Annotated in this window: 26 protein-coding genes and 2 tRNA genes; 4 read left to right on the forward strand and 24 right to left on the reverse strand. The window is 39.6% G+C overall.

From position 1 onward, the window contains the following. Position 1: 1 nt before the first annotated feature. The 10 genes from dapA to MBBTH_RS06085 all read right to left on the reverse strand — a co-directional run bounded on the left by dapA (position 2) and on the right by MBBTH_RS06085 (position 8,886). Positions 2 to 895, reverse strand: coding sequence for a 4-hydroxy-tetrahydrodipicolinate synthase (gene dapA / locus MBBTH_RS06040; RefSeq protein ID WP_116592166.1), 894 nt, complete (start codon positions 893 to 895; stop codon positions 2 to 4). After that, a complete protein-coding gene (locus MBBTH_RS06045; protein ID WP_116592167.1) occupies positions 892 to 2,112 on the reverse strand; it encodes an aspartate kinase in 1,221 nt (406 codons plus the stop codon). Before MBBTH_RS06045 ends, dapA begins: the two co-directional genes overlap by 4 nt. A 189-nt stretch (positions 2,113 to 2,301) precedes the next feature. Next, positions 2,302 to 2,499 carry a 30S ribosomal protein S17e gene (locus tag MBBTH_RS06050; protein WP_067043908.1) on the reverse strand — a complete coding sequence of 66 codons (198 nt, stop codon included), beginning with the start codon at positions 2,497 to 2,499 and terminating at the stop codon, positions 2,302 to 2,304. Further along, entirely contained in the window at positions 2,486 to 2,827 is a 342-nt protein-coding gene (locus MBBTH_RS06055; protein WP_116592168.1) for a chorismate mutase, read from the reverse strand. Before MBBTH_RS06055 ends, MBBTH_RS06050 begins: the two co-directional genes overlap by 14 nt. 66 nt (positions 2,828 to 2,893) lie before the next feature. Continuing rightward, complete coding sequence (locus MBBTH_RS06060; protein ID WP_116592169.1) at positions 2,894 to 3,970, reverse strand: succinylglutamate desuccinylase/aspartoacylase domain-containing protein; 1,077 nt, start codon at positions 3,968 to 3,970, stop codon at positions 2,894 to 2,896. A 119-nt stretch (positions 3,971 to 4,089) separates the two neighbouring features. Continuing rightward, positions 4,090 to 5,295 (reverse strand): succinylglutamate desuccinylase/aspartoacylase domain-containing protein, encoded by a 1,206-nt coding sequence (locus MBBTH_RS06065; protein ID WP_165814043.1) that lies wholly within the window; start codon positions 5,293 to 5,295, stop codon positions 4,090 to 4,092. Continuing rightward, positions 5,292 to 6,158 carry a shikimate kinase gene (locus MBBTH_RS06070; RefSeq protein WP_116592171.1) on the reverse strand — a complete coding sequence of 289 codons (867 nt, stop codon included), beginning with the start codon at positions 6,156 to 6,158 and terminating at the stop codon, positions 5,292 to 5,294. The genes MBBTH_RS06065 and MBBTH_RS06070 overlap by 4 nt, the downstream gene beginning before the upstream one ends. Beyond that, complete coding sequence (locus MBBTH_RS06075; protein ID WP_116592172.1) at positions 6,158 to 7,240, reverse strand: glycosyltransferase family 4 protein; 1,083 nt, start codon at positions 7,238 to 7,240, stop codon at positions 6,158 to 6,160. The genes MBBTH_RS06070 and MBBTH_RS06075 overlap by 1 nt, the downstream gene beginning before the upstream one ends. A gap of 260 nt (positions 7,241 to 7,500) precedes the next feature. Beyond that, a complete protein-coding gene (gene cbiD, locus MBBTH_RS06080) occupies positions 7,501 to 8,589 on the reverse strand; it encodes a cobalt-precorrin-5B (C(1))-methyltransferase CbiD (RefSeq protein WP_116592173.1) in 1,089 nt (362 codons plus the stop codon). 27 nt (positions 8,590 to 8,616) lie between these two features. Beyond that, a complete protein-coding gene (locus MBBTH_RS06085; protein ID WP_116592174.1) occupies positions 8,617 to 8,886 on the reverse strand; it encodes a thioredoxin family protein in 270 nt (89 codons plus the stop codon). 130 nt (positions 8,887 to 9,016) lie between these two features. Between MBBTH_RS06085 and MBBTH_RS06090 the strand changes: the two genes are divergently transcribed. Continuing rightward, entirely contained in the window at positions 9,017 to 11,095 is a 2,079-nt protein-coding gene (locus MBBTH_RS06090) for a DEAD/DEAH box helicase (protein WP_116592175.1), read from the forward strand. 16 nt (positions 11,096 to 11,111) lie between these two features. Here MBBTH_RS06090 and MBBTH_RS06095 read toward each other — a convergent pair whose 3' ends face one another. Together MBBTH_RS06095 and MBBTH_RS06100 are read right to left on the reverse strand one after the other, a co-directional pair. Further along, complete coding sequence (locus MBBTH_RS06095) at positions 11,112 to 11,408, reverse strand: DUF2098 domain-containing protein (RefSeq protein ID WP_116592176.1); 297 nt, start codon at positions 11,406 to 11,408, stop codon at positions 11,112 to 11,114. A gap of 15 nt (positions 11,409 to 11,423) precedes the next feature. Beyond that, on the reverse strand, positions 11,424 to 11,711 hold the full coding sequence (locus tag MBBTH_RS06100) for a PRC-barrel domain-containing protein (RefSeq protein ID WP_116592177.1): 288 nt from the start codon (positions 11,709 to 11,711) through the stop codon (positions 11,424 to 11,426). 108 nt (positions 11,712 to 11,819) lie between these two features. Here MBBTH_RS06100 and MBBTH_RS06105 point away from each other — a divergent pair, with 108 nt between their 5' ends. Then, positions 11,820 to 13,484, forward strand: a complete 1,665-nt coding sequence (locus tag MBBTH_RS06105; protein ID WP_116592178.1) for a tRNA uridine(34) 5-carboxymethylaminomethyl modification radical SAM/GNAT enzyme Elp3 — start codon at positions 11,820 to 11,822, stop codon at positions 13,482 to 13,484. 56 nt (positions 13,485 to 13,540) lie between these two features. Continuing rightward, positions 13,541 to 14,272 carry a deoxyribose-phosphate aldolase gene (gene deoC / locus MBBTH_RS06110; RefSeq protein ID WP_116592179.1) on the forward strand — a complete coding sequence of 244 codons (732 nt, stop codon included), beginning with the start codon at positions 13,541 to 13,543 and terminating at the stop codon, positions 14,270 to 14,272. Between the two features lie 141 nt (positions 14,273 to 14,413). On the opposite strand, the gene MBBTH_RS06115 is transcribed toward deoC, so the two are convergent. From MBBTH_RS06115 to tes, 7 genes are all read right to left on the reverse strand, one after another. Then, positions 14,414 to 14,486: transfer RNA gene (locus MBBTH_RS06115), tRNA-Phe, on the reverse strand. A gap of 3 nt (positions 14,487 to 14,489) precedes the next feature. Next, positions 14,490 to 14,561: transfer RNA gene (locus MBBTH_RS06120), tRNA-Val, on the reverse strand. A gap of 169 nt (positions 14,562 to 14,730) precedes the next feature. Then, positions 14,731 to 14,931 (reverse strand): histone family protein, encoded by a 201-nt coding sequence (locus MBBTH_RS06125; protein ID WP_042691314.1) that lies wholly within the window; start codon positions 14,929 to 14,931, stop codon positions 14,731 to 14,733. Positions 14,932 to 15,136: 205 nt separating this feature from the next. Then, positions 15,137 to 16,411: a tRNA (N(6)-L-threonylcarbamoyladenosine(37)-C(2))-methylthiotransferase gene (locus tag MBBTH_RS06130; RefSeq protein WP_116592180.1), complete on the reverse strand. Its 1,275-nt coding sequence runs from the start codon at positions 16,409 to 16,411 to the stop codon at positions 15,137 to 15,139. A gap of 10 nt (positions 16,412 to 16,421) precedes the next feature. Continuing rightward, the gene (locus MBBTH_RS06135; RefSeq protein WP_116592181.1) at positions 16,422 to 17,042 is read right to left on the reverse strand and encodes an HVO_0476 family zinc finger protein; all 621 of its coding nucleotides are present in this window, start codon (positions 17,040 to 17,042) and stop codon (positions 16,422 to 16,424) included. Between the two features lie 2 nt (positions 17,043 to 17,044). Next, positions 17,045 to 17,539 (reverse strand): homoaconitase small subunit, encoded by a 495-nt coding sequence (gene hacB, locus MBBTH_RS06140; protein ID WP_116592182.1) that lies wholly within the window; start codon positions 17,537 to 17,539, stop codon positions 17,045 to 17,047. A gap of 96 nt (positions 17,540 to 17,635) precedes the next feature. Beyond that, complete coding sequence (gene tes / locus MBBTH_RS06145; RefSeq protein ID WP_116592183.1) at positions 17,636 to 19,129, reverse strand: tetraether lipid synthase Tes; 1,494 nt, start codon at positions 19,127 to 19,129, stop codon at positions 17,636 to 17,638. 140 nt (positions 19,130 to 19,269) lie between these two features. Here tes and MBBTH_RS06150 point away from each other — a divergent pair, with 140 nt between their 5' ends. Further along, positions 19,270 to 19,830, forward strand: coding sequence for a CDP-2,3-bis-(O-geranylgeranyl)-sn-glycerol synthase (locus tag MBBTH_RS06150; RefSeq protein WP_116592184.1), 561 nt, complete (start codon positions 19,270 to 19,272; stop codon positions 19,828 to 19,830). Between the two features lie 35 nt (positions 19,831 to 19,865). On the opposite strand, the gene MBBTH_RS06155 is transcribed toward MBBTH_RS06150, so the two are convergent. The 5 genes from MBBTH_RS06155 to truA are packed head-to-tail and all read right to left on the reverse strand — an operon-like array spanning position 19,866 to position 24,537. Next, the gene (locus MBBTH_RS06155) at positions 19,866 to 20,888 is read right to left on the reverse strand and encodes a hydantoinase/oxoprolinase family protein (protein ID WP_116592185.1); all 1,023 of its coding nucleotides are present in this window, start codon (positions 20,886 to 20,888) and stop codon (positions 19,866 to 19,868) included. 3 nt (positions 20,889 to 20,891) lie between these two features. Further along, positions 20,892 to 21,980, reverse strand: coding sequence for an ATP-grasp domain-containing protein (locus tag MBBTH_RS06160; RefSeq protein ID WP_116592186.1), 1,089 nt, complete (start codon positions 21,978 to 21,980; stop codon positions 20,892 to 20,894). Beyond that, complete coding sequence (wecB, locus tag MBBTH_RS06165; RefSeq protein WP_116592187.1) at positions 21,964 to 23,286, reverse strand: non-hydrolyzing UDP-N-acetylglucosamine 2-epimerase; 1,323 nt, start codon at positions 23,284 to 23,286, stop codon at positions 21,964 to 21,966. Before wecB ends, MBBTH_RS06160 begins: the two co-directional genes overlap by 17 nt. Positions 23,287 to 23,330: 44 nt before the next feature. Continuing rightward, a complete protein-coding gene (locus MBBTH_RS06170; RefSeq protein WP_116592188.1) occupies positions 23,331 to 23,666 on the reverse strand; it encodes a hypothetical protein in 336 nt (111 codons plus the stop codon). A 4-nt stretch (positions 23,667 to 23,670) separates the two neighbouring features. Beyond that, positions 23,671 to 24,537, reverse strand: coding sequence for a tRNA pseudouridine(38-40) synthase TruA (truA, locus tag MBBTH_RS06175; RefSeq protein WP_116592306.1), 867 nt, complete (start codon positions 24,535 to 24,537; stop codon positions 23,671 to 23,673). Positions 24,538 to 24,654 lie beyond the last annotated feature (117 nt).

The following is a 24,654-nucleotide window of genomic DNA, read 5'->3' on the forward strand; positions in this document are numbered from 1 at the left end:
CTTAAATTAAATCTGAATCTTTTAATGCTTTTTTGAGAACTTCAAGATTTTCCGGTAACATTTCTGCAAGTGGTTGTCTTAATGGTCCTGATGGGAGTCCCATGAGATTCATTGCTGTTTTGACAGGAACTGGATTGCTTTCAATGAACAATGCCCTAATCAATTCGACCATTTCATAGTGAAGTTCCATTGCTCTTGTGTAATCATCATTGAGAATGCTGTCAACCATTAAAACCATTCTTTTTGCATCAATGTTTGCTGAAGCTGAAATGACACCTGTAGCACCGACAGCCATAAGAGGTAAGGTCAATGAGTCTTCACCTGAGAGAATGCAGAAATCATCCTCAATTCCTTCATGGGTAAGTGCTTTGTAGATGTCGGAAACTTTATCAACGCTTCCGCTAGCTTCTTTGACAGCATCGATACCGTCGACTTTAGCGAGTTCCACGATAGTCTCAACATCCATGTTGATTCCTGTACGGGAAGGCACATTATATAGAATCAAAGGAATGTCAACCGCATCAGCAATGGTTGAGTAATGTTGAACCATAGCATGTTGCTGAGGTTTGTTGTAATATGGAGTGATTAACAATGCGGAATCCGCACCTGCATCATATGCATATTGGGTTAGGGAAAGTGCTTCGGAAGTTGCGTTACTTCCGGTTCCGGCAATAGTTTCAACCCTGCCGTTAACCTCATCGACAAGGATATCAATAATCCTTTGATGCTCTTCGTGACTGACTGTAGCGGATTCACCGGTGGTGCCTGCACCAACTAAACCTGTGACTCCCTTATCAATCAAATAGTTAATATTAGATCTGAATCCCTCTTCATCAATCTCCAAATCATTTGTGAATGGAGTTACCATTGCAACATATGTTCCTTCAAATTTCATTCTAAAACCTCGTTAATTAATTCACGTGCTTTTTCACCATCTTCCCAATCGACGAATAAAACGATTGCTGTTTGTGATGAGATAATCTCGACAATATTGATTTCATTTTTTCTAAGTGGTTCTGTGACTTCTGAAATGATTCCTGGTGTATCGATTATGTCTGGGCTTACAAAGGTTATCATTGCAGTGTCTCTTCCTAGGGACAGAGAACTCAATACATCACTTTCAATGACTACTTTATGTAATAAATGATATGCCTTGTTGGAGTCTGTCTTGTCGACAAATGCTGTTATTGAATTCTGACCTGCGGATATTCCAAAAATGTTTATGTCTGAATCCGCAAGGCTTCCGGACAGCTTTGCTATTAAGCCTGGTGTTTTAACCATCGCTTCACCAACAATTGCAATAAGAGAAATAGGGTTCTTATAAAGTGTTACGCATTTCAACATTTCACCTTCATAAGGACCAAGAATGCGTGTTCCCTTTGAAGAGAGGTCTCCATGCTCAAAATTGATAATTTTTGCAGTTATTAATGGATCTTTGTATTTTAATGCATGAGGATGTAGAACTTGAGCTCCATGAGTAGCCAAATCCCTTAATTCTTCGACTGATATTTCTTCGAGCAATTGTGCCTCTTCGATTTTGTTCGGGTCGGTTGACATTACTCCGTCCACATCAGTGACGATGATTACTTCATTAGCATCTAAACAGTGGCCTATAAGGAATGCAGTTATGTCACTTCCTCCTCTACCGAGTGTTGTGATTTCGCCGCTAGGTCCTTGGCCTAAAAATCCACAAATCACTGGGATTACACCCTGATTTACAAGTTGCAAGATTCCTTCGGTTTTTTTACGTGTAGTGTTAAAGTCAATCTTAGCCTCTAAATAATTGGAATCTGTTTGAATTGGCCATAACTCACTATATGGGTCGATAAATTCTGACTTGACACCTAAAGATTCAATAGTTGCTGAGAATAATCTGGCGCTAGTTAATTCGCCCATAGCCATAATTTCTGCCTTCTGCTTGTCAGTCAAACTAGCTCCAATAGCTTCATCAGATAATCCGATGAGCTCGTCAGTAGTTTTATTAACAGCTGAAACTACAACTACCACTCGACTACCTTTCATATACTCATTTACTACGGACTGCGCCGCTTTTTTAATTCTGGAACCATCACCTACCGAGGTTCCTCCGAATTTTACTACTACCAAATCCATTAAGTTCACCTATTTCTTAAAGTATTCATAAAATATTTTGTTAAAAATATAACAAAATAAAATATACATATCTATTTTTATCTAACCATATTAATAAACTTTAATTAAAAAAGAGATTGGGAAATCTGAAAAAAATTTAAATGCCAAAAAAAATTTATAAAAAATAGTAAAAAAAATATGAAAAAAAGCTTATTCTTGGGTTTGTTCTAACCTGACAAGCCTTGTTACATATCCAGCGATTTTATTTCTTAAATGTTTAGTACTTACAGTAGAGTATTCTTGTACTAATTTTTTGTTTTCTTCAAAATCAGTAGTGAAAACACCTTTGTGAGTTTCAATTAATTCTTTTGCTAAACGTTTAACAAATGAAGTTCTAATATTGCCCATTAACATTCCTCCTTAAAATTTCTTTTTGCTCGTTTTTATTCAATATAGTTAACAAATTCACGATTTGATCAATAACATCAACATCAAGATTATTATCTTCAGCAAATTTCTCAATTTTTCTGTGAACTTCCTTTTCCCTATTCTCATCGTAAACAGGCATTCCAAGATATTCCTTGGAAAGTGCAATATCCTTTGCAAGAGAAGTTCTTTGAGAAATTAAATCAAATAACGCATTATCAATTTCATCAATACGTTTTCTGGATTCTTCGAGAAGTATTCTAGCTTCGTTTTCACTTTCAAAAGATTTAATTTCACTATTACTTTTCAAAAAATCACCAAATTGATAATAATATAATTTATACTAATCATAGTATATAAACTATATGTTTAGTTTTTAAATAACCTTGTTAAAACTCAAAAGTGCCTTCATCAATGACAGTGATTTTGCAGGAGTCCCCTTCGCAATCTTACCATGTGGGGTGATGACCTCACATGTTACTGCAGGAATTCCTTTCATGCTGACAACATCCTCTAAAGCACCAGGATACTCGCTGCCCGCTTTTTTATAGACAATGCACTTGGCATTACATTTTTTAGCAATGTACTTTGCCATCACAGCACTCTGATGGGTTGGATTATATGTTCCCATCGCACAGTCCTTTCCAGGTTTTCCTCCAGGACGGGTGCAGTGAAAATCACCATAAGCGTCACATTTGGTTTTGGTAATCAGTTTGACGGTCTTATATGAAATAGTTCCTTTCACATTGGCTTTCTGATTTAAATGAACACCGTTGTAATCCCTTACATTTTTAGCGGTTCCCTTCGGATTCATGAACGGCATGACATAAACGGTGCCGTTGATTGGATGGCTCTCCAAATATTTTATGAGCCTCATTGCAGCTACCTGGGAAGATAATTCATTGCCGTGAACTCCGGCGGTGATGAACACCTTCTTGCCTTTGCCGCCCACAAACTTGATTAAGGGAGTTCCCTTTTTGGCGGCCTTGACTACCTTTCTGACCAGTGCGGAATTCGGAATGTTCTTCTTGATTCTCTTGTTTTTCTTAACGTCCGCTCCGGATTTCCATTTATAGATGAATATCTTATATGCATTGTTAATCTTGATGGTATTCTGCCCACTGATCTCATCCACATAGTACTTGATGGTATACTTTCCGGCATTGAACTTGAAAGAAATGCTTGCCATCCCATTGGAATCTGAAAAGCGTTCATAGGTTTTACCATTGACCTTGAATGTCACTGACTTGTTTTCCAGCGGTTTTCCAGCAGCATCCAAAACCCTAACCTTGAAAACAGTATTTACACCATATTTAGAGGTCACATCACTAGCTGACAATTTTGAAGCAGGAACAATCTCCTGTGAGGATTCATTTTGAGAATCGTTTCCAACACTTGATTCGGCTGCATCAGAATCTGAGATTATTGGAGCCTCATCTACAGGATTGTCCAAAATTGTCTCATTGGCAACTGTCAGATTGAAATCGTCAGCGTTTTCACTGGCACTGACAGTTGAGAGAGCTAAAAATAAAAATAATGTTACCAGAATTATTTTCCACCTAATATAATCACCTATATTACAGAATTGAATTTAAGCAAGTATCTCATCATTGAATAAGATGTCTTAACGGTTTTTGCAGTTACAGTATTGTGAGGAAGCATCACTTCACAAATAACACCCGGAATACCTTTTTTGTTAACATTATCCGCCAATGCTCCAGGATATTGCTCCCCTGCATACTTATAAATCTTCTTATGTACTTTGGCATGTTTTGCAATGTAGTTTGTCATTGACTTGCATTTTTTAGCGGGGCCTGCTGATCCCATGACAATATCCTTTCCAGGAATGCCTCCAGGTTGTGTAGTGTGGAAATCACCATATGCGTCGCAATCATATTTGGACACTAGATTGACTATCTTATTTGATATGGTTCCGGACTTGTGAGCCACCCTATTGTAATCTGTGCCAGTGTGCCTTACCTTATGTGTAATGGCATTTATGTTGACGAATGGGATTACATATACTGTTCCTTTGATTGGATGTTTACTTAAATAGTTAATCAGCTTCATTGCGGCAACTTGTGATGACAGCTCATTTCCATGAACTCCTGCGGTGATGAAAACTGTTTTCCCTTTACCTCCTTGGAATTTCAAAAGAGGATTTCCTTTTTTGGTGGCATCTACCGCTTCCTTGACCCATTTGTTTTTAGGCATGTTTTTCTTGATTAGATTGATCTTGGAAACATCACCCTTATTTCCCCATTTCAAGATTGTCATTGTGACTTTATTGTTGACTGTGTAGGTGTTTTTGCCTGTAAATCCTGAAACTGAATATTTTATGGTGTATTTTCCTGCTTTATAATTTAGTTTTAAAGTGGCAATTCCTTTGGAATCTGTTTTTATCTTGTAGACCTTGTCATTTACCTTAAATGTTACCAACTTGCCTGAAATGCCCTCTCCGTCTTGATCTGTTAGTTTAAGTGTGAATTTTGCGGGGGTCCCATATGTTGATTTGACATTTTTTGTTGTCGCCTTTGAGGGAACCTGAACCTTTTTGGTGTCATTAGCAACAGTGTCTGTAGAAGTTTCAAGCGCAGGGTCATCATCAGACTGTAATTCCTCTCCCTGATTTAAATCAGCCTGATTCTGCAATGGCATTTCATCAACATTATCGATTTCCAATGTGTCATTGGAAATTGCAAAGTCATCCGTAGCTGAAACCGCTGATATGCTAAGCAACACTGCAGTTAACAGCAACACTAAATATATTCTCTTCATAATATACAACATCCTTCATTATCGACCTGTGTTTCAATGACACGGCCTTCGTATTTTTCCCAGGATTCCTTGACATCATCAATTGAATCCTCTCGAACAACCGCAACAAAGGCTGAACCTGTTCCAGACAAACCTGATGCAATAGCCCCTGCAGACAATGCATCAATGGCTATTGTGGAATCAAAGCCTAAAGTCGCTGCATAAATTAAACCATTAAGGTTCAATGCTTTTAAATAATCGCCCTTGCATGCAAAATCAAATGCGGTTTCAACAAGTGGCGCCAAGAGTTTCATGCGGTTGGCATCACTGTCCCCTGACTTTGAATGGAAATTGGGCATGTAAATCAGGATTGGATAATCATCCATTCTTTCCCTTACGATGAATTCCCTATTCCTGTTATCTGTGACAACAACACCCCCAAAGTAGGATGCTGTTGCATCGTCAAATGAACCTGTAATTGTAACTCCCGCTTCAAGTGAAGCATCGATTGCCATGTTGACAACCTCCAAATCCTCTAGCGCATTCAGGCCAAATTCCTCTGCAATCATTTCAGAAGTGACCTTGACAATCGCATTTGATGAAGCGCTGCTGCTTGATAGTCCTGAAGCCATCGGCAACCTTGATTTTGTCTTCAAATCAATTCCAAATTCATTTTCATCAATATCATAATGTTTAAAAACCTTATCTACACACAATTCCATAAGTCTTGTGTCCGCTCCAACATCATTTGAGCAGCTGATTGAGTTTGAAGTTGCCCTTGCCTCGCATTCGATGTCCAAATCTATCCCAAAAGCTGAACCGCAGCCTGTTGCTATTGCATTGATTATTGTTGCAGAACCCGGTGACCTGACAGTCTTTTTCATTATTGCACCTCATCATAAGGAATTGTAACTACAGAAAAATCCTTAGCCCTGTTTCTGGCGTTCATTGACATGACAGTCCTCATATTATCATCATTAATCATCCGGTCAATTGCCCTTGCGATGGATGAAACCTTTGTTGGGTTAACAAGCAAACCAACATCATCATTAATTATTTCGGTTATTCCACCAACGTTACTTCCAATGACCGGTTTTCCACAAGCCAAGGCTTCAATCAGTACCAGTCCAAAGCTTTCTGAAAAGGATGGCAACACCAGAACGTCACAGCTTGGAATGATGTTCTCAACATCGTTTCTGGAACCTGTGAAAATCACGTCACGGATGTTTTCCTCTTCAACCTTTTTCTTAAGCTTCTTGAATAGAGGTCCGTCACCGACAACGACAAGATAATAATCACTATTAGCTATCTTTTTAGCCTCCAAAAGGGATTCTACGTTTTTCCTTTTGATTAGATTTCCCACGAAAAGCACAATAGGCTTGTCGGTCAGCCTATATTCCCTCTTGAATGAATCGTTTTCCCTTGATGAAAACTTGTCAATGTCCACGGAGTTCCATGAAATCTTGGTTTTGCCGGCTATTCCAACAACACCTGTCGCTATGATTTCATGTCTCAATGCATTGCTAACCGCAAACACTCCGTCAGCACCTTTCAATACATTTCTGATTGTTGAACGCATCAATGGTTGGGACTTGTATAATTCAAACATGTCTGAACCGTGTGCAGTAACATAAGTCTTGATATTGTGGGCGTTTCCAACTTCAACCGCCGCAGCTCCCGCAGGGAACAGGTAATGACCATGAATAATGTCTATATCCTCCTTTTCGAGAAGCTCTTCCAATGCCTTTTTGGCATTCTTCTTAAACATCAATCCCCTTACGCCAGGAATGTTAAGTCCTTTAGTTCCAATGACATGTATTCCGTCAATATCCTTAATCTCCTTGTGGGGATATGTGATTACATAGACTTCATGGCCCTCTTCAACCAGTTTTTTGGATAAGGTATGAATATGAACCCCCACACCTCCAACATGAGGCGGGAACTGACCAACCATAGCTATTTTCATAAGAATAAAACTCCTAACTTCACTATATTAATATAATGTGATTATTGTTTAAATAATTAATTAGTGATATCAACTGACAAATTTTCATTTTTTCCACTGAAAAAATCCTCTTTCGAATAGATTAACATGTTGAATCAAGTTTGATTTTCATCGTGACGATTAAACTAATCAGTCAACCATGAAATTAAAAAAAAAGTTTTGGATTAAATTTGCGTTAAATATTCAGCAGACATTCACAAAGCCCGCCCACAATATAAAAATTATTTCTCAGTGCGGATTTCCATATTGTCGTTTAAATAATTGCCTTCCATGTCCACGAGGAAAACGTTCAAATCCAAATCAAAGCGTTGCTTGCATCTTTCCTTGATTGCCTGAGCAATACTGTTTGAAACTTCAACTGAAATGTTCAACTCATTCAGGATATCCATCATGTCGTCGGTGGTTTTTGAATCGAACAGCCTCTGAAGGTCCTCTTTGCCGGCACCGCAAAGCGCAGCATGGGCAACCATTATCTCACGCCTTCCATCGGCAACTGCATGCTTGGTGTTGAAAAGTCCCCCTGCAACCTTAATCAGTTTGCCCATATGTCCGAAGAATGTGAATTTGGTGATTCCCCTCTTTTCGGCCTCCTCAAACATGAATCCCACATAGTTACCGGTTTGGACAATCTGTTCCTTAGTGACATTCAAACGCTTCAATGCCAGTTTTTCACCAATGTTTCCTGGGACAAAAACCAAATCATCAATGTTTGATGCCAGGGCGACATCCAATTGTGTGACAATGGAATTCTTATAGGCTTCACTGGACATTGATCTTGCAATTCCTGTGGTTCCCAATACTGATATTCCTCCGATGATTCCCAGTTTGGGATTCATGGTCTTTTTGGCTATCTTTTCACCTTCAGGAATGGAAATTGTCACCTTTGCAACCTTGCCTTCAGGTATTCTTTCGGTCAAATTCTTAACAATCATACGGCGAGGCACAGGATTGATTGCATAATCCCCAACAGGAATCTGAAGGCCAGGCTTTGTGATTTTGCCAACACCCTCTCCGCCAGTGATTATCACATCAACATCCTCATCTGTCTTATCCAGCAATTCGACGGTTGAAACAATTGCCAAATCAACTGTAACGTCAGGGTCGTTGTAGGGATTCTTATGAGCCACAGCATAAGCTTCAACATCGGAAACACGTTTACACTCATCAATGATGATGTCCAATGTTTTCTTAGGGGTTTCGACTGTAACGCATGCAATGTCTGATGAGTCGAGAATCGCATCCAATGCGGCCAGTGAACAGGCTGTAGCTACTGTACCTGTTGTAACGCCAGTATAATTTTCATTAGTCATTTTAAGAAAAATAAAAAAAGAGAGAATCTATAATTTAGATTCAAGTACACTAATAAGTTCTTCTTCACTAGGTGCGCCAACAAAAGTTACTTCACCATCTATTACAACAGTTGGTACAGCCATTATGCGGTAATCCATAGCCCTTTGTCTGTTATCAGGGTTTTGTGGGTCGTCAATTTTGACTGATTCTACTTCAATTGCGTCGCCTAATTTATCTTTTGCTTTTTCAGCAGCATCAATTGCTGCAGGACAGTGTGGACAAGTACTTGTTGAAAATACTTCTACTTTTATTGCCATAATTAATGTCTCCTATAAATAGTTAATTTCGTAGATATTTCTATTATTCAATGATATATAACTGTTGCCCAAAATACTAACCAAATGCTCTCTAATAATATTTAATATATATGAAAAAAATAAGAATTAAATGATTAAAATGGAAAATTTAAGAGACGATATAAAAACAATAATTAACAGCGCATATCCCTACATAGAAGAGTTCAATCCTGCCCAAAAGGCTGTCATTGAATCAGGATATCTGGATGACAAATCAAATTACATCATCTGTATCCCAACAGCAAGTGGAAAAACCGTTTTAGGAGTATTGCCTGCATTAAAGACAATACTTGATGGTGGAAAAGCCGTTTATGCGGCACCCTTGCTTTCAATACAGAATGAAAAGGTGAAGGAATTCAAGGCATTTGAGGAACATGGAATCACAGTTGGCAGACACCCCTCCAGTTCTGATTTGTCCGTCATGGTTTTCGAGTCCTTCGATGCGCTTACAAGATTTTCCTGGAACACCCTTAGGGATGTTGACACACTAATCATTGACGAATTCCATATGATCGGGGAGTTCACACGTGGCCCTACCCTTGAGGCCGCAATAACAAGGGCAAAAATCATCAATCCAAGCATCAGGATAATTGCCCTGTCCGCAACACTGAGAAACATTGAGGAGATTGAGGGATGGCTTGAGGGCAAATGCATCGAGCACGATTATCGTCCGGTTCCATTAAACAAGGAAGTGCTGGATGCGGAAATGTTCAACACCAAAAACAAGAATGACGTCATAGTGAAAATCCTGGAAAAATCGATAAAGGACAAGTCACAGGCATTGTCATTCGTATCCACCAGAAGATTCACTGAAAGCCTGGCAACCTACGTCTCTAAAAAAATAAACAAAAAGATCAACGTCAGGCAAAGGGAAAAATTCAAGGAAGTTGCTGAAAAGATACTGGAAGTTCCGAAAAGGAAAGGATCCCTTCCAACCAGCACCTGCCTCAAATTGGCTGAAAGCTGCGAACATGGAGTGGCATTCCACCATGCAGGGCTTTTCAATGAACAGAAGGAAATCATTGAAGATGAATTCAGAAACGGAAATATCCTGATGATTACCGCAACTCCAAGTTTGATGTACGGAGTCAACCTGCCATCAAAGACGGTCATCATAAGGGACCATACACGCTGGACACAATTCGGCCCGCAGCCAATCCCTGTCTTTGATTACGAACAGATGTCAGGAAGGGCCGGAAGACCACAGTATGACGATGTGGGATACTCCTACCTGATTGCAAAGACAATGGATGAGGCCCAAAACCTCCAGGAACATTATGTTGAAGGAGATATAGAATTAACAAATTCAAAACTGGTTGACAACAAGGATGCAATCTACAGGCAAATAATCGCCCAAATCGCCTCAACCCTTTCAAAGAATCTGGACGAACTGGTGGAATTCTTTGGAAAAACCCTTTACGGCTATCAGATGAAGAACAATCCTTCAATGGCATTGTTTGCAGAGGACAGCCTAAAGTATGAGCTTGAAAATGCGCTTTCATTCCTGCTTCAAAACGGAATCATAAGGGCGACACCTGAAGGGCTTAAGACCACTGAATTCGGTAATCTGATTGCAAAATCAAACTATTCAGTTGAAACCGCCGTTAAAATCAAGGAGTACATTTCAGATGTCAGCGAGCTCAATGTTGAGGAATTCATCTATGCATTGTGTGAAACCCCTGACCTGCCACTGATATCATTCAAGGGAAGAAAATCAAAAGACCCTGTTCAGGAAAAGCTGTCCGAACATGGACTGTTTGCAGTTGACATCGGAAATCCTGAAGCGACCGCAGTGTCCCTAATCGAATGGATTAACGAGAGAAGCGAGTATGAAATAGAAAACAGGTACAATGTCTATTCCGCATCAACAAGAAGATCAGCATATGAGGCTTCACGCCTTGTCAAGTTTGCAAAGGACACCTCCGAAGTGCTTGGAAACTATTCCAACCTGAAGGAATTCGACATCATGTCCGCCAGACTGTATTATGGTGTTAAAGTTGACATTATCCCGTTGGTTGTTGGTGTCAAAAGGCTGGGAAGAAAAAGAGCCAGAAATCTGGTCAATATCTTTGGTAATGATTTGAGTGGCGTTTCAGAAAATGAGTTGCAGAAAGTAGACGGCATTGGCCCTAAACTTGCTGAAAAAATAAGATTATTTACAAGTAAATAATGAAAAAGGGTGGATTTTAACCTCCACCGTTACCAGCATCGGCTGCAAGCTCTAAGTCATTGAAGTCCAATGCTTTTTCTTTTAAATCTTCAATGTCGACTTCGTTATTGTCGCCCCATCTGGATTTTTTGATGTCCTTTTCATCAAGCAATTCCACATGGTTTGCGCGATACCATAACTCGGTCTTGTCAAGTTTAACCCAACCGACCTCATTTTCGACTTTCAAATCAAGAACCTTACCGATGGTTCCTGTATCGACATAACGAACATGAGAGTCGAGAGTTATCTCCAAATCCCTTGCATCTACAACCATTTTTATACCTGCGACTTATTCGTCTTCTTCAATTTCGATTTCAACAGTTTCTGCTTCAGCTTCTTCTGCTTCTTCTTCAGCTTCGGTTTCGATTTCTTTGTTTAGAATTACATATGCACCGATAGTTTGAATATCATCGAAATTGATTTCGAGTTCGTCTCTTGTGAAAATGTTTTTTTGTAAAGTCAAAGCGATAGTTTCGATTTTACCGGTTTCGGTGTCAAAATCAACATTATCAACTTTACCAACTACATTTGCGTTTTTATCTAAAACAGTAGATCCAATAAATTCTTTGATTTGCATATTTTCACCTTTATTTTTTATAAATTGTATTATATATTATATTATAAAACATTAACTATTTAAACAATTCCCATATAACATTAACTATTAATTACAGGTGAAAAAATAATGGAAAAAGCATGTCGAATTATCATTGAGGACATCCTAGAGGGAAAAATATCAACAAGGCGCGATCTTGAGGTTGAAAAAAGGCAGCTGTGCAGGGATTTGAAACTGTCCCGATTCATGAGCAATGCGGACATCTTGGAATATGCAAAGCCCGAGGAAAAGGAGATAGTGTCAGGAATCCTTAAGAAAAAGCCTACCCGAACAATGTCAGGCGTTGCCATCGTTGCCGTGATGTGCCATCCGCACAAGTGCCCTCACGGAAGATGCTTTTACTGTCCTGAAAGCGACATCGCCCCACCAAGCTATACTGGTGAGGAGCCTGCAGCACTCAGGGGCAGGATGTATGATTTTCACCCGTATGTCCAGTGCTTCAACCGTCTAAAGCAGCTCAAAAAGATTGGACACCCTATTGACAAGGTCGAACTGATCATCATGGGAGGAACATTCCCTTCAAGGGACCTGTCCTACCAGCAGTGGTTTGTCTCACAATGCCTTAAGGCCATGTGCGATTTCGGATTGATAATGGAGAACAAGCCGACAAACTACGACTATAATCTTGACGCTGATGAGATAAGATCATTTGAGCAAGGCGTGTTGAAGACCTATCCGCCAAACGATTACGTTTTGATTGAAGACGTTCAAAGCGTCAATGAAAACTCAAAGGTCAGATGTGTTGGAATGACATTTGAAACCCGTCCAGACTACTGTAAAAAGGACCACATCAACAGGATGCTTGACTTCGGCGTTACAAGAGTTGAGCTTGGCGTCCAGACATTGTCCGATGAGCTTTACGCCAAAATCAAAAGGGGACACACCATTGCGGACGTCGTTGAGGCAAATCAGCTTTTAAGGGATTCTGCAATAAAGGTTGCCATGCACATGATGCCCGGACTCTTTTCTGACCAGAAGCAGGACCTGAAGATGTTCAAGCAGCTGTTCAGCGACGACAATTTCAAGCCGGACATGCTCAAGATTTACCCTTGCCTCGTCACCAAGGGAAGCGAACTCTATGACCTCTGGGCCAAAGGCGAATACGAGCCATACAATGACGATGAGGCAGTTGAGCTCATAACAAAGGTCAAGGCAATTCTTCCGAAATGGGTCAGGACCATGAGAATACAACGGGATATCCCGTCAACACTCATTGAGGCAGGAGTCAAGAAATCCAACCTTGGGGAGCTTGTCTACAACAACCTGGAAAAGGAGCACATCAATTGCCAGTGCATCCGCTGCCGTGAAATCGGCCATAAGAAGACATCAAGGGAATATACCCTGGATGATTTCGAACTGTTCAGCGAAAGCTATACTGCATGCGAGGGGGAAGAACATTTCTTATCCATTGAGGATATTAATGAAGAAAGCATTGCAGGATTCATTAGACTGCGCCTGCCGTCCAAGAATCATTTCCGAGAGGAAATTGCAGACACAACAGCGCTCATCCGTGAACTGCACGTCTATGGAAACATGATCAAGATTGGCGGGAAAAATCCTAAAATCGGCCAGCATACCGGATTCGGCGAAAGGCTTCTGAAAGAGGCTGAAGGCATTGCCATTGACAACGGCAAGGAGGAGATGGCCATCATCAGCGGAATCGGAACCAGAAACTACTATCGCAAATTCGGCTATGAGAAGGTCGGACCATACATGATGAAGAGATTAATATAAAAATGTTTATATAAGATGTTCGTATATATACTAACTAATTGAGAGAGAGTGTTATTATGTACAATATAAAAAATTCAAAAGAATTGGCAAGTCTTATAAACTACACCAATTTAAGCAATATGATTACTGAAGGCGAAATGAGGGAATTCCTCGAAAAGGCAAAGGAATTGAACTTCAATTCAGTGGTCATCGCACCGACATACATAGCATTGGCCAAAGAAATCCTGGCTGACACCGACATCAAGGTCGGAAGTGTTGTCGGATTCCCTTTAGGCTTTGAAGACACAGAAAGCAAAGTTGCAGAAGCCAAGGAACTGATTGAGAAAGGAGCAGATGAAGTTGAAGTGGTAATCAACCTAAGCTACCTGAAGGATGAAAGGTATGACCTGCTCGAAAGTGAAATCAGACAGATCAAGGAAGCCATTGGGGACAGAATCCTTAAGGTAATCATTGAAACCAAAGCCCTTGAAGACTATCAGAAGGCAAACGCCTCAAAGGTTGCTGAAAATGCGGGAGCGGACTTCGTCAAGACTTCAACAGGATTTATGGCTCCAAACCACATCTTTGAAAACGTCAACGATATCAACATCATTCAAAAGTATGCTCCAAAAATCAAAATCGAAATATACGGCGGAATCAACGAGTACAAATTTGCAAACCAGATTCTAACCGGTGGTGCAGACTTAATCGGAAGTGACAACGGTTATGAAATCGTTAAGAGATACAAGGAACTAAGGGAAAACACTCAAGTAAAACCGAAACCAATTACCTTAACCAAAAAAGACTAGATTAAAAAAAACCATCACTTTTTAATCTATTTTTGAAACATTCATTTAACCATTAAATTGATGCTTAATAATAGAAACATGATTAGAAAAAAAATAGCTTTCTTAAATATGATTAAAATCAGAAAAAATCAGAAAATAGAATGCCATGGGCCGGACTTGAACCAGCGACATCCAGATCTTCAGTCTGGCGTTCTCCCATCTGAACTACCATGGCATATGGACCGAACGAGATTCGAACTCGTGATCTCCTCCACGTCAAAGAGGAATCATACCCCTAGACCACCGGTCCTATACAACATATACTACTTAGGTAAAACTAATATATAAAGTTTTCTTAATTGTATAGAACAAGTATTGGAAAAGAAAATTAGAAATAAAAATAAAAAAAAATTGACCAAGAAAATGGCCAATAGATTTTTTTATTTAAAGCTTTTATTGAAAATAACCTATTAACGAATCTATTTGATTGCTAATTTGATATCTTCAGCTTTTACAGTTTTTCTACCAGCGTGGCGTGCGAAATTAACAGCTTTTTGTGCGATTTCGTCACCTTTTTCTTCTAATGCTTCAGCTAATGCAATTTTTGCATCATCACTAATTCTTTGTGCGCCAGCATTTTTTAAGATACGACCGACTGGTGCGATTGGTAATTCACTCATTATTACACCTCCAATTAAAAGATAGTAAACAATAGTATATAAAGGTATCGGTAAAAATGCATATAAATCGCCTATATTATTACCTAGTAACTTATACAATATGCTTTTGAAAATTAAAAAAAAATATACATCATAGAAAAATTTAAAGCATACATACTGACAATAATATGAAAATAAGAATACTAAGAAAATTAAAAAATTTTCTTTACAATAATTCGCTCTTGAGGTAAGTTGCAGTCGCATCGGTTATTTTTACATCAACAAAGGTACCTAACTCAACATCATCAACAATAACTGGAATATAATTATCTGTTTTTGCAATGAATCCGCCTTTAGAACCCTCTTCGATAACCAAGACATTTTGAATAGAACCGACCAGTTCCTTGTTTTCTTCTTCAGTTATTTCTGATTTGATTTTAGATAAAAATTTAGACCTTTTCTTCATGATTGGACGTGGAATCTCGGTCAGTGAGGATGAAATCGCACCTTTCCTATGCTGATATTTTGACAGGTGTATCAGACTTGGTTTGATCTCATGCAACAATTTTACGGTTTCATCAAAATCCTCATCGGTTTCAGTTGGATATCCGACAATGATGTCAACCGCCAGAGTTATGCCTGGAATTTCATTTTTGAATTTTGAAAGGATCTCCTTGTATTGGGATATGCTGTGACCCCTTCTCATCTCCTTCAATACCTTGTCACTTCCACTCTGTACAGGCAAATGAATGAAATTATATACCTTCGGATGTTTCATTGCATCGATTATGTCATCAACATCATTTAAAATGTTTTTAGGATGCATCATTCCAACACGTACGCGGAAATCTCCTTCTAAATTAGCCACTTCTTTAATTAAATCAGATAGTTTTTCACCGCTATCTCTTCCATATGCGGCAGTGTCCTGAGCGGTCAGTTGAATCTCACAGGCGCCATCATCAATAGCCTTCTTGGCTTCGCTAACAATGTCAGCAATAGGATAGCTGTTTAAAGGACCTCTTGCAAAACGGGTGCAGCAGAATGTGCAAGCGCCCAAACATCCTTCACAAATCTGGATAATGTGAACAAGACTGTCATCGGTCACTTTAGGAACGCACACCTTGGACTCTTTTGAAAATCCCACCTCACGAATCACGTCCCCACAATAGGTTCCCTCAACGATTTCAGCGGATTTGTTCAGTTGATGAGGTCCAATCCATGAACAGTTAGGTCCAATCTTGTCTAACTTCTCGGGATCGATTTCAACCATGCATCCGCCGATTATGATTTTCTTGTCGGGATATTCCTCCTGGAGCTTTTGGATTCTATAGACAACCTTATTCTCAGTAGGCAACTTAACATAACATGTGTTGACTATGATGACATCGCTTTCCTCAATGGAATCGACAATGTCCACGTCATTTTCCTGCAACACCCCTGCAATAATCTGTCCATCGGCCTTATTGAAGGTGCATCCATAAGATTCAATATAAACTTTCATTAATTTCACTCTATGATGTCTTCTTGATTATGTACTTGGTCAAATCGTAATCGTAATTGTTGAACTTGACAGGCTTTGAGTAAACTCTCTTGATGACTGCCGCCTTGGCAAATCCTGAAGTCAATTTGCGGTCTTGTGTCTTGATGACATGCACCTTGACAACATGCTTGTCGATTTTGACGACATCGCCCGGAGCGATTTCAAAATCCCTCTCCAAATCCAACTTATATGAATCCACTTCACCATGCAAATCCACTGAAAATCCAATACGGGCAGGAATTTCAACTGATGAAGCCCAAATAGTTGATATGTCTTCAATTTTTGATTTGTTTACTCTCTTATCACCGACTTCAATGCTGGTAACTTCAACCTGGCCGAATTCGGATAATAAAACGTCTCCATTAGCCAATTCATCACTTGGGGATAAATCTATTGTGGTCTTATGGGACTTATCCTGTTCTGAAATGATCAGTCTGTAAGGTTGAGGTTTCTTAAGAGAGATTGCATCCTTGAATACGTGACCGCACTCCTCACATTTGAGCAGATACTCCTCTGTCAGTTTCTTTTTTGATGATTTTTGCTTTGCGTTTAAAATTTCAATTTCATCAGAACCACAAATAGGACATTCCATTCTTATGCCTCCAAATCAGAATCATTTAGATAATGGTTTACTAAACCGCCATCTTCCAAAATGCTTAACATGAACTCCTTGAACGGTTCAAATGTTTTTGTCTCGCCGGTTGTCTCGTTGACCAATGTCCCTTTTGACAGGTCAATGCTTATGATGTCTCCGTCCTTTGCCTCGATGTCGGAGACTATTACTGGCAAACCGATGTTGATGGCATTCCTATAAAATATTCTTGCAAATGACTTGGCCACGATTGCGCTGACTCCTGCTGTCTTGATTGCCACAGGAGCCTGTTCCCTTGATGAGCCACATCCGAAATTCTCATCGGCGACTATTATGTCCCCTGATTTGACGTTTTTTGTAAAGTCGGGCCTTTCACCCTCCAGGACATGGTCCGCCAAATCCTGCGGATTGAATGTTCTTAAATATCTTCCGGGGATAATTACGTCAGTGTCGATGTTTTCCCCAAAAGTCCATGTTTTTCCTTTAATAATTTCCATTAATATCACTGTAAAATTAATCAATAAAAAAACGAAGTATTCGGGAAGACCCGAATACAGAATAAGTTTCAGGTGATTTTTGTTTTATTTATCTAATTATAACGGTCTGGAAAATTCTTTTTCCACACTTTCACGATACATTGAATTCATTGTACAGAACGGGATGATTCTTCCATCCGGTGTTGCATAATGAATAACACATTTTTTAACACGGTCCTCGTCAAAGTTGAACGGATCCATGAAGTGCATACAGGAGATAAGCATTGCATCTTTGGAAAAGTCTCCTAAAGCCTCATAGTCCCCTTTGGCGAATACGTTAAGTAAGATTTTGGTAATGTCCAAATCTTTAGGAGATCTGCTTGGATGAACCATTTTAGGAAGGTTTCCGGTCAATCCTGCAAGAACCCTTTTACGTGATCCGAATTTTCCTTTCTTAAGTTTTTCGTTGTATTCTTTCAGCTTGTTGAACAGGTCCTCAACATCAATGAAATCTGTGATTGGAATCAGTTTGTCCTTTCCATCGCCTTCGGTTTTTTCTCTGAATACGTAGGTAGCGATTCCACAGTGCTCATGACAGTTTAAGGTAACTTTTGCTGACTCTTCTCCGTCCAATAGGGATATGAACTCAGCAATCGGTTCAACTGAAGATGGTGGGTAAAATGCGCTGGTTGGCACTTGACCATCAGTTTCCTCTTCAATAATGTTGACAAAGTCCGGAATGGTAATCCTTTGCTCTTCCACATGGTCAGATGGAGTTCTTCCGGAGAATGAAACAGGTTGGAAGTTAACACCATAGATGATGTCATTATTGTCAAATGCGAACTTGATGATTTCCCCAACTTGGTGGTCGTTGACTCCTTTTACGAGTGTTGGCACAAGCACTACTCCTAATCCAGCTTTCCTACAGTTTTCAATTGCCTGAAGTTTGTCCGGGAGTAGGTTTCTGCCTTTGTTTTCAATATAAGGTTCAGGAGTTACACCTTCAAAGGAAAGATAGACTGTATTTAATCCAGCTGCTTTTAAATCAGCTGCTAAATTTTCCCTTTTAGCCAATCTTAAACCGTTGGTTGCTATTTGAACGTGAGTGAAACCTTCCTCCTTAGCCATTTCAATGAGTTCAACTATGTCTTTTCTTACAGTTGGCTCTCCACCTGCATATTGGATAGCAGGACATGGATGAGGCTTTAAGTTCCTCAAATTCCTAAGCATCTGTCTGATTTCCTCTTGGCTAGGCTCATACAAGTATCCAACGGCAGCAGCATTTGCAAAGCACACTGGACATTTCAAGTTACACCTGTTTGTTACGTCAATCAAACCCAATACGGTTGAAGTTTCATGTTTTGAACATAATCCACAGTTACTTGGACAAGGCAGGTTATAGTCCACACTAGGATTGTCAACATGAGTTACTGTTGGAATGAAATCTTCCATTCTATTATATAATTCCTCATCACTCCAGTAGGTGTTTATAAACTCTCCATGGTCTTCACAAGCCTTTTTGATCAGGATTTTGCCGTCCTCGTCATAGACTTCGGCCTCAAGAGTCTTTCCACACTCTGGACATAAACTTTTAGTACTTTTAATTTTCAAAAAATCACCTTCACTAACAATATTGCATCATTAGTACACTTACATAATATAAATATATATAAATCAATAACATATTTAAACTTAATTAATATATAGTAGTTTAAACAAAATTAAAGTAAAGTCAATTGGAGAATTAGTTAATGGATGTACAAATAATTTTACTTGGTTGTTTGACAACCCTTTATTTTATCCTTCCTGCATACTTTTCAAATGGAGGGGCCCTTGCCTTTGGAGGAGGAACTCCCGTCGATTTTGGAAAAAGCGACAGTAATGGAGTTCGTTGGATAGGTGACGGAGTTACCTGGAGAGGCCTTTTTGCCGGGACAATAATAGGAATAATTACCGGAGTCATTCAAGGATATCTTGCTCCGTTCATATTACCTCAAATCGGGTCTAATCTGATTACTCCAATTGTAACAAGCGTTAGCAACGGAATTTTAATTGGCTTTTTGCTTGGTTTTGGTGCCCTGTTAGGTGACGCATTGGGCAGTTTCATTAAAAGAAGACTTGGAATTGGAAGAGGAAAGCCTGCACCAATCCTAGACCAGCTAGATTTCCTGATTGTGGCATTGATTTTAGTTTCACCGGTTGTTGAACTGAACCTGTTTTTTATCATAATAGCCATTGTCTTAACATTGGTCATACATTTAGTGGCTAATGGTGGAGCTTATCTGCTCGGTTTAAAAGATGTCTGGTACTAATTTTAAAAAAAAAGAATGTTTAAGAGGTTGAACTCTTAACTTAAATATTTCTCCATCATCACTGCAGTTCCTATTGCAGGAGCGACAGTACACTCGTCATCGCTTAGGATATCTCCCATGGATTTGACTTCAAGACCCAAAAGCTCGGCTGCAGGCCTGTCCAGAATGTCCTTTCCAAGGCCAGTGGTGACTATCAGATCAAGGTTTTGGGTTTCATGAACCTGCTTTAAGCCATCTGCAATCTGTTCCACCTGCTTTTGATGGATGAAATCAGCCATCTCAACGATGTCTTCCATTGAAAGCATTTCCAGATCTGCACATACGACCCTTGCGATTCTTCTGGCACAGTCCATTTTGGACTTTCCCTCACCGTCGAATGTGTCGCAAATGTAATCTTTCTCAGTGATTAGGTCCAATACCATATAGACGTCTGCGGTTTGTGCAAACAATTCGCTGGCCACACGATATTCCTTTCCGTTTAACTCAACCTTGTCAAGGAAGCTTGCAAGATTTGTTCTCAATGTTCCAGTGTAGACCAGTTCGCCTGTTGCGGACCTGTCGAAATCGGATTTGCCTATAGCGCATTCCTTTGCATCCCTGATTGGGATGATGTCGGTTGTTGTGCTTCCTGTGTCGATGAATATGCAGTTGTCGGAAATCAATGTTGCGATTTGTGCTGTTGCAATCCAGTTGGCTGCTGCCGCCTTAAGTGGAGTTTTTTCTATTTCATCCTTTGAAAGCATGCCGTCCACACCCACATAAGCTATTGGGCAAGTGAAAGTTTCCTCACATTTCCTGACGACATCAAGAACCCCCTCCTTTTTAGTGTCGTATGCATCAACAAGTTCTGCGGTCATTGAAATGCCTACGGCATCAATTTCTGAAACCGGACATATTTTTTCAATCAATTCAATCAGAACATGAGATAAATCATCGTTATTGCTCCACATTGGAAGGTATTCGAAATCAACTTCAATGTTTTTTATTTCACCGTTTTCAAAGTCAATTATCGCTAAATCGGTATTTGCTCCTCCAATGTCAAATCCTGCTATCTTCATAAATTATATTCTCCTAATTTCCAATGATTCGCCAAATTTCTTAAACTCAACTTCCCCATCCAGGGAAATGTCCACGTCATCAATATCCATTTCACCGTCAATCAGCTTGATTATGGTGTCTCCGATGTTGATGTTGGAAATCTGCTTTAGGCCAACGTAAGGTGTTGTGAACCTTGAATTGATTTCCAGAAGGTAAACTGAATAGATATCTTTTTCATCATTATTTATTAACAAGTCAACACCCACAAAACCTTTGAGTCCATCAATGGCTTCAACAGCATTTTTTGCTATTTCAAACGCTTCATCTTTATATTTGCTTTCATAAGGTATTTTTCCGCCAAGATAGGTTCCCTTATCATTCTTAAGTTCCACGAACTGTTGGTTTAGACTTATTGGAATTGCCTTATTGCCGTCTGAAAGCAGACTGACGCTAATGTCAACACCATCGACATACTCCTGAACGATGACGCGTGAGCCCGGTGTGAAGATCTTATCAAGGTCCAATGTCAAGTCCTCGATATTTTCAATTATGACAATGTCCTCGCAGTCAACTCCCATCAATGGCTTGATGATCAGCTTCAATGGGGTAAGCGGATCTTCAGCCTGCCATTTTTCATGCAGGTTTTCAATTGCCCTTTTCCAATAGCCTTTCGCATCAATCTTGAACCTGAATGACCTAGGCTGCGGAACGGTATTCGGCAGGGATTCATAGGTTTCATACTTGTCTGAAGACTTGAAACATGCCTCTGAAGAGGAGGTGTATGTCCTGACACCGTTGTCCTCCAGTATTTTGGTTATATTGAATAGGTTATTGTTGTTTTCGGCGGCAATGAAAATTGCATTGTCAAAGTCTGATGCATTCTTTTCAAGCCAATCGATGATGTTTTCATCTATCAGGATGGGATTGACGTTGTCATATTCCTTTACGACATTTTCATATGACTCGTTAATCACCAGATCAACATTATACTCTTTCAAGTCATCCAAAAGTGCAAAAATCAGCTCTTCAGCTTCTGAAATTATGCACTTGTCCTTTTCACCGGAAGCTGTGAAATATTCGAATACCAAAATTGAATCATTCTCGCTCATCATAAGTAATCATCATCCCGTTTAAGTTTAAGTCGTCTGCCGGGAAACGCATTTCATCGCCATCATATGCCATGTGAATCAAGGCATCGTTTTTAGTTTCAAATTCCCTGACTGTGATGTCCTCGTCAATCAAGGCCATTTTCCTTGAAAATGAAGACATGATGTCTTCCGGAGCCTTAATGTCAAGCAGACCTTTTTCATAATACTCCTGGATTGCATCAACTGTTAGTTTTGCGGAATCGCCTTGGCCGTATGGGTTTGGAGCGTTTTTCATTTTGTCCCTGAATTCCTCATCGGACAATATCCTATCAACATATTCTAAAATCGCATCCTTGTCTGAACCCACCAGAATGTTTCCGCCTGATGTTACGGTTTCTGGCCTTTCGGTGTTGTACCTTAAGGTCAAAGCAGGCACATCAAGAGTTATTGCCTCCTCCTGCAATCCTCCTGAGTCAGTTAAAATTAAAGTTGAAGCGGAAGTCAACTGTAAAAAATCAAGATAACCGATTGGCTTTATGATGTGAACATGCTCCAGACTGTCCAATTCATCAAACAACCCAAATTCCTGTAGGGTGTTTTTTGTTCTTGGATGAATCGGGAAAATGATGTTCATCTGGTCCAGTTCCTTTAAAGCCTCAATAATGCTTGTTACCCTTTTCCTGTCATCGACATTCTCTGCCCTGTGCATTGTTAGGGTCAGTATATTGTCCATATTCTCAATGTCCAACCTTGAAAGGGATTCCTCTTCAATGCCCCTTTTCTTGGCTATTTCCAAATGTCTGAAGCAGGCATCGACAACAGTGTTTCCAGTGACAATAAGATTTCTTCTTGAAAATCCTTCAGCCAAAAGATTGATGGCTGATTCAACTGTAGGAACAAAATACATTGATGATGCAACATCGGCGACCCTGCGATTGATTTCCTCAGGCATTGTCATGTCAAATGACCTGAGTCCCGCTTCCACATGGCCCACCGCAATGTGCAGTTTGGATGCCACAAGAGCTCCGGCAAGGACTGCATTGGTGTCACCCTGAACAAGCACGATGTCAGGCTTTTCACTGACAAGAACTTCCTCAATTCCCTTCATCATAAGTCCGGTCTGTTTTCCGTGACTTGCGGAACCAACATGGATATTGTAATCCGGAGATGGAATCTCCAAATCCCTGAAGAAATTGTCTGACATTTCCTTATCGTAATGCTGTCCTGTATGTAAAACGATTTGGTCAATGCCTCTTTTGGCAATCTCATCAATAATAGGGGCCATCTTAATGATTTCCGGCCTTGTTCCCAAAATAGTTGCAATTTTCATATTATCACTTAAATAATATATGTTTAAAATACTTTAAAAATTTTTTAGAAATTCTCAATAATCTTTCGCAATTCTGCAAGGTTGGTTTCAACGAATTGACGATATTTCGGATTCGCCAATATCTTGTATTGCTTTATTTTTGATTTCAGGTAAGCTTCATGCATTATCTTCTGTAATGTGACAATATCTGTTCTTAAAATTAAATCCAGTTTATCCTTTTGGTCCTGGCTCAGATTGTTTAGGTGGGATTGTATTTGAGACTGGAATTTTAAAACGAAATTGGTGTTCTTCCTTGCAAAGTGTTCAAGCAAAAAGGAGGGAGCCATCTGAAATATGCTCTCATATTCCTTAACGTCATCATAGGTTATCTTATCATCCATATTATCAAAACTCGTGCAAATCATTTAAGCTTTTTATCATTGATTCACGTATCGCATATCTTCTCTGCAAATCGGTTAGTGAATCAACCAGATTGCGTCTGAATCTCTCACAGGCATAATCGTCATATGTGAACTTTATCCCATCATATTGAATGTCCATTAAAATCAGATAATCGGGCTCCATGACCTTAATGTAGGCCCTAGGCTCATCCTCAGCAGGATTCAATAGCTTTTCAACATCATCCAATGTCATCTTGCCGACGGCCACATCCACAAAGACCCTCATCATTTTCCTCACCATGTTCCACAGGAATGATTCGCCATAGATGTCGACAAAAATAGGAGTTAAGGTCTCGTGAAGGTTTGGGAATTCCCTTTTATGGTAATCGCCAAGTTCGGCCCTTGTGATTTTGATGTCATCAATTGTGCGCGTGGTTGTCTTTTGGAAACGCTTCGTGAAGTTTGTGAAGTTATGGGTTCCCTTGAAAAGCTCGGCACACTCGTTTAGCTTATCGATGTCGAGATCCTGAAACAGCATGTAGCGATACTGCCTCATCTGAGCATATCTTGGTTTAAAAGCATAACGAACAGGTGCACTGGCCAAAATTTGGATATCATCAGGCAGGGAATTGTTTATCTCGTTCACACGCACTTCCTTTTCGGACTGGAAGCTGATTACATTACCTAAACTGTGAACCCCCGCATCGGTCCTTCCCGCAATCCTGAATCTGGACTTTTTCAAATCATCAATGTAATCTAGCTTGCGCAAATGATAGATCAACTCTTCCTCAACAGTCCTGATGTCGGGTTGCCTTTGAAAACCGTGGAAATTAGTTCCGATATATCCAATTTTTAGTGCTGTTCGTTTCATCATTATAATATTAACGTTAATATAAAATAAGTTTTTAGAAAAAAGTGGAGGAAAAGTAAATAGCTAGTGTAGCTATTTACTCCTGTAATATGGCATAATATTGTTCAATTAAATGAT

Origin of the sequence: Methanobrevibacter thaueri (assembly GCF_003111625.1) — an archaeon.
GTDB classification, from domain to species: Archaea; Methanobacteriota; Methanobacteria; order Methanobacteriales; family Methanobacteriaceae; genus Methanocatella; species Methanocatella thaueri.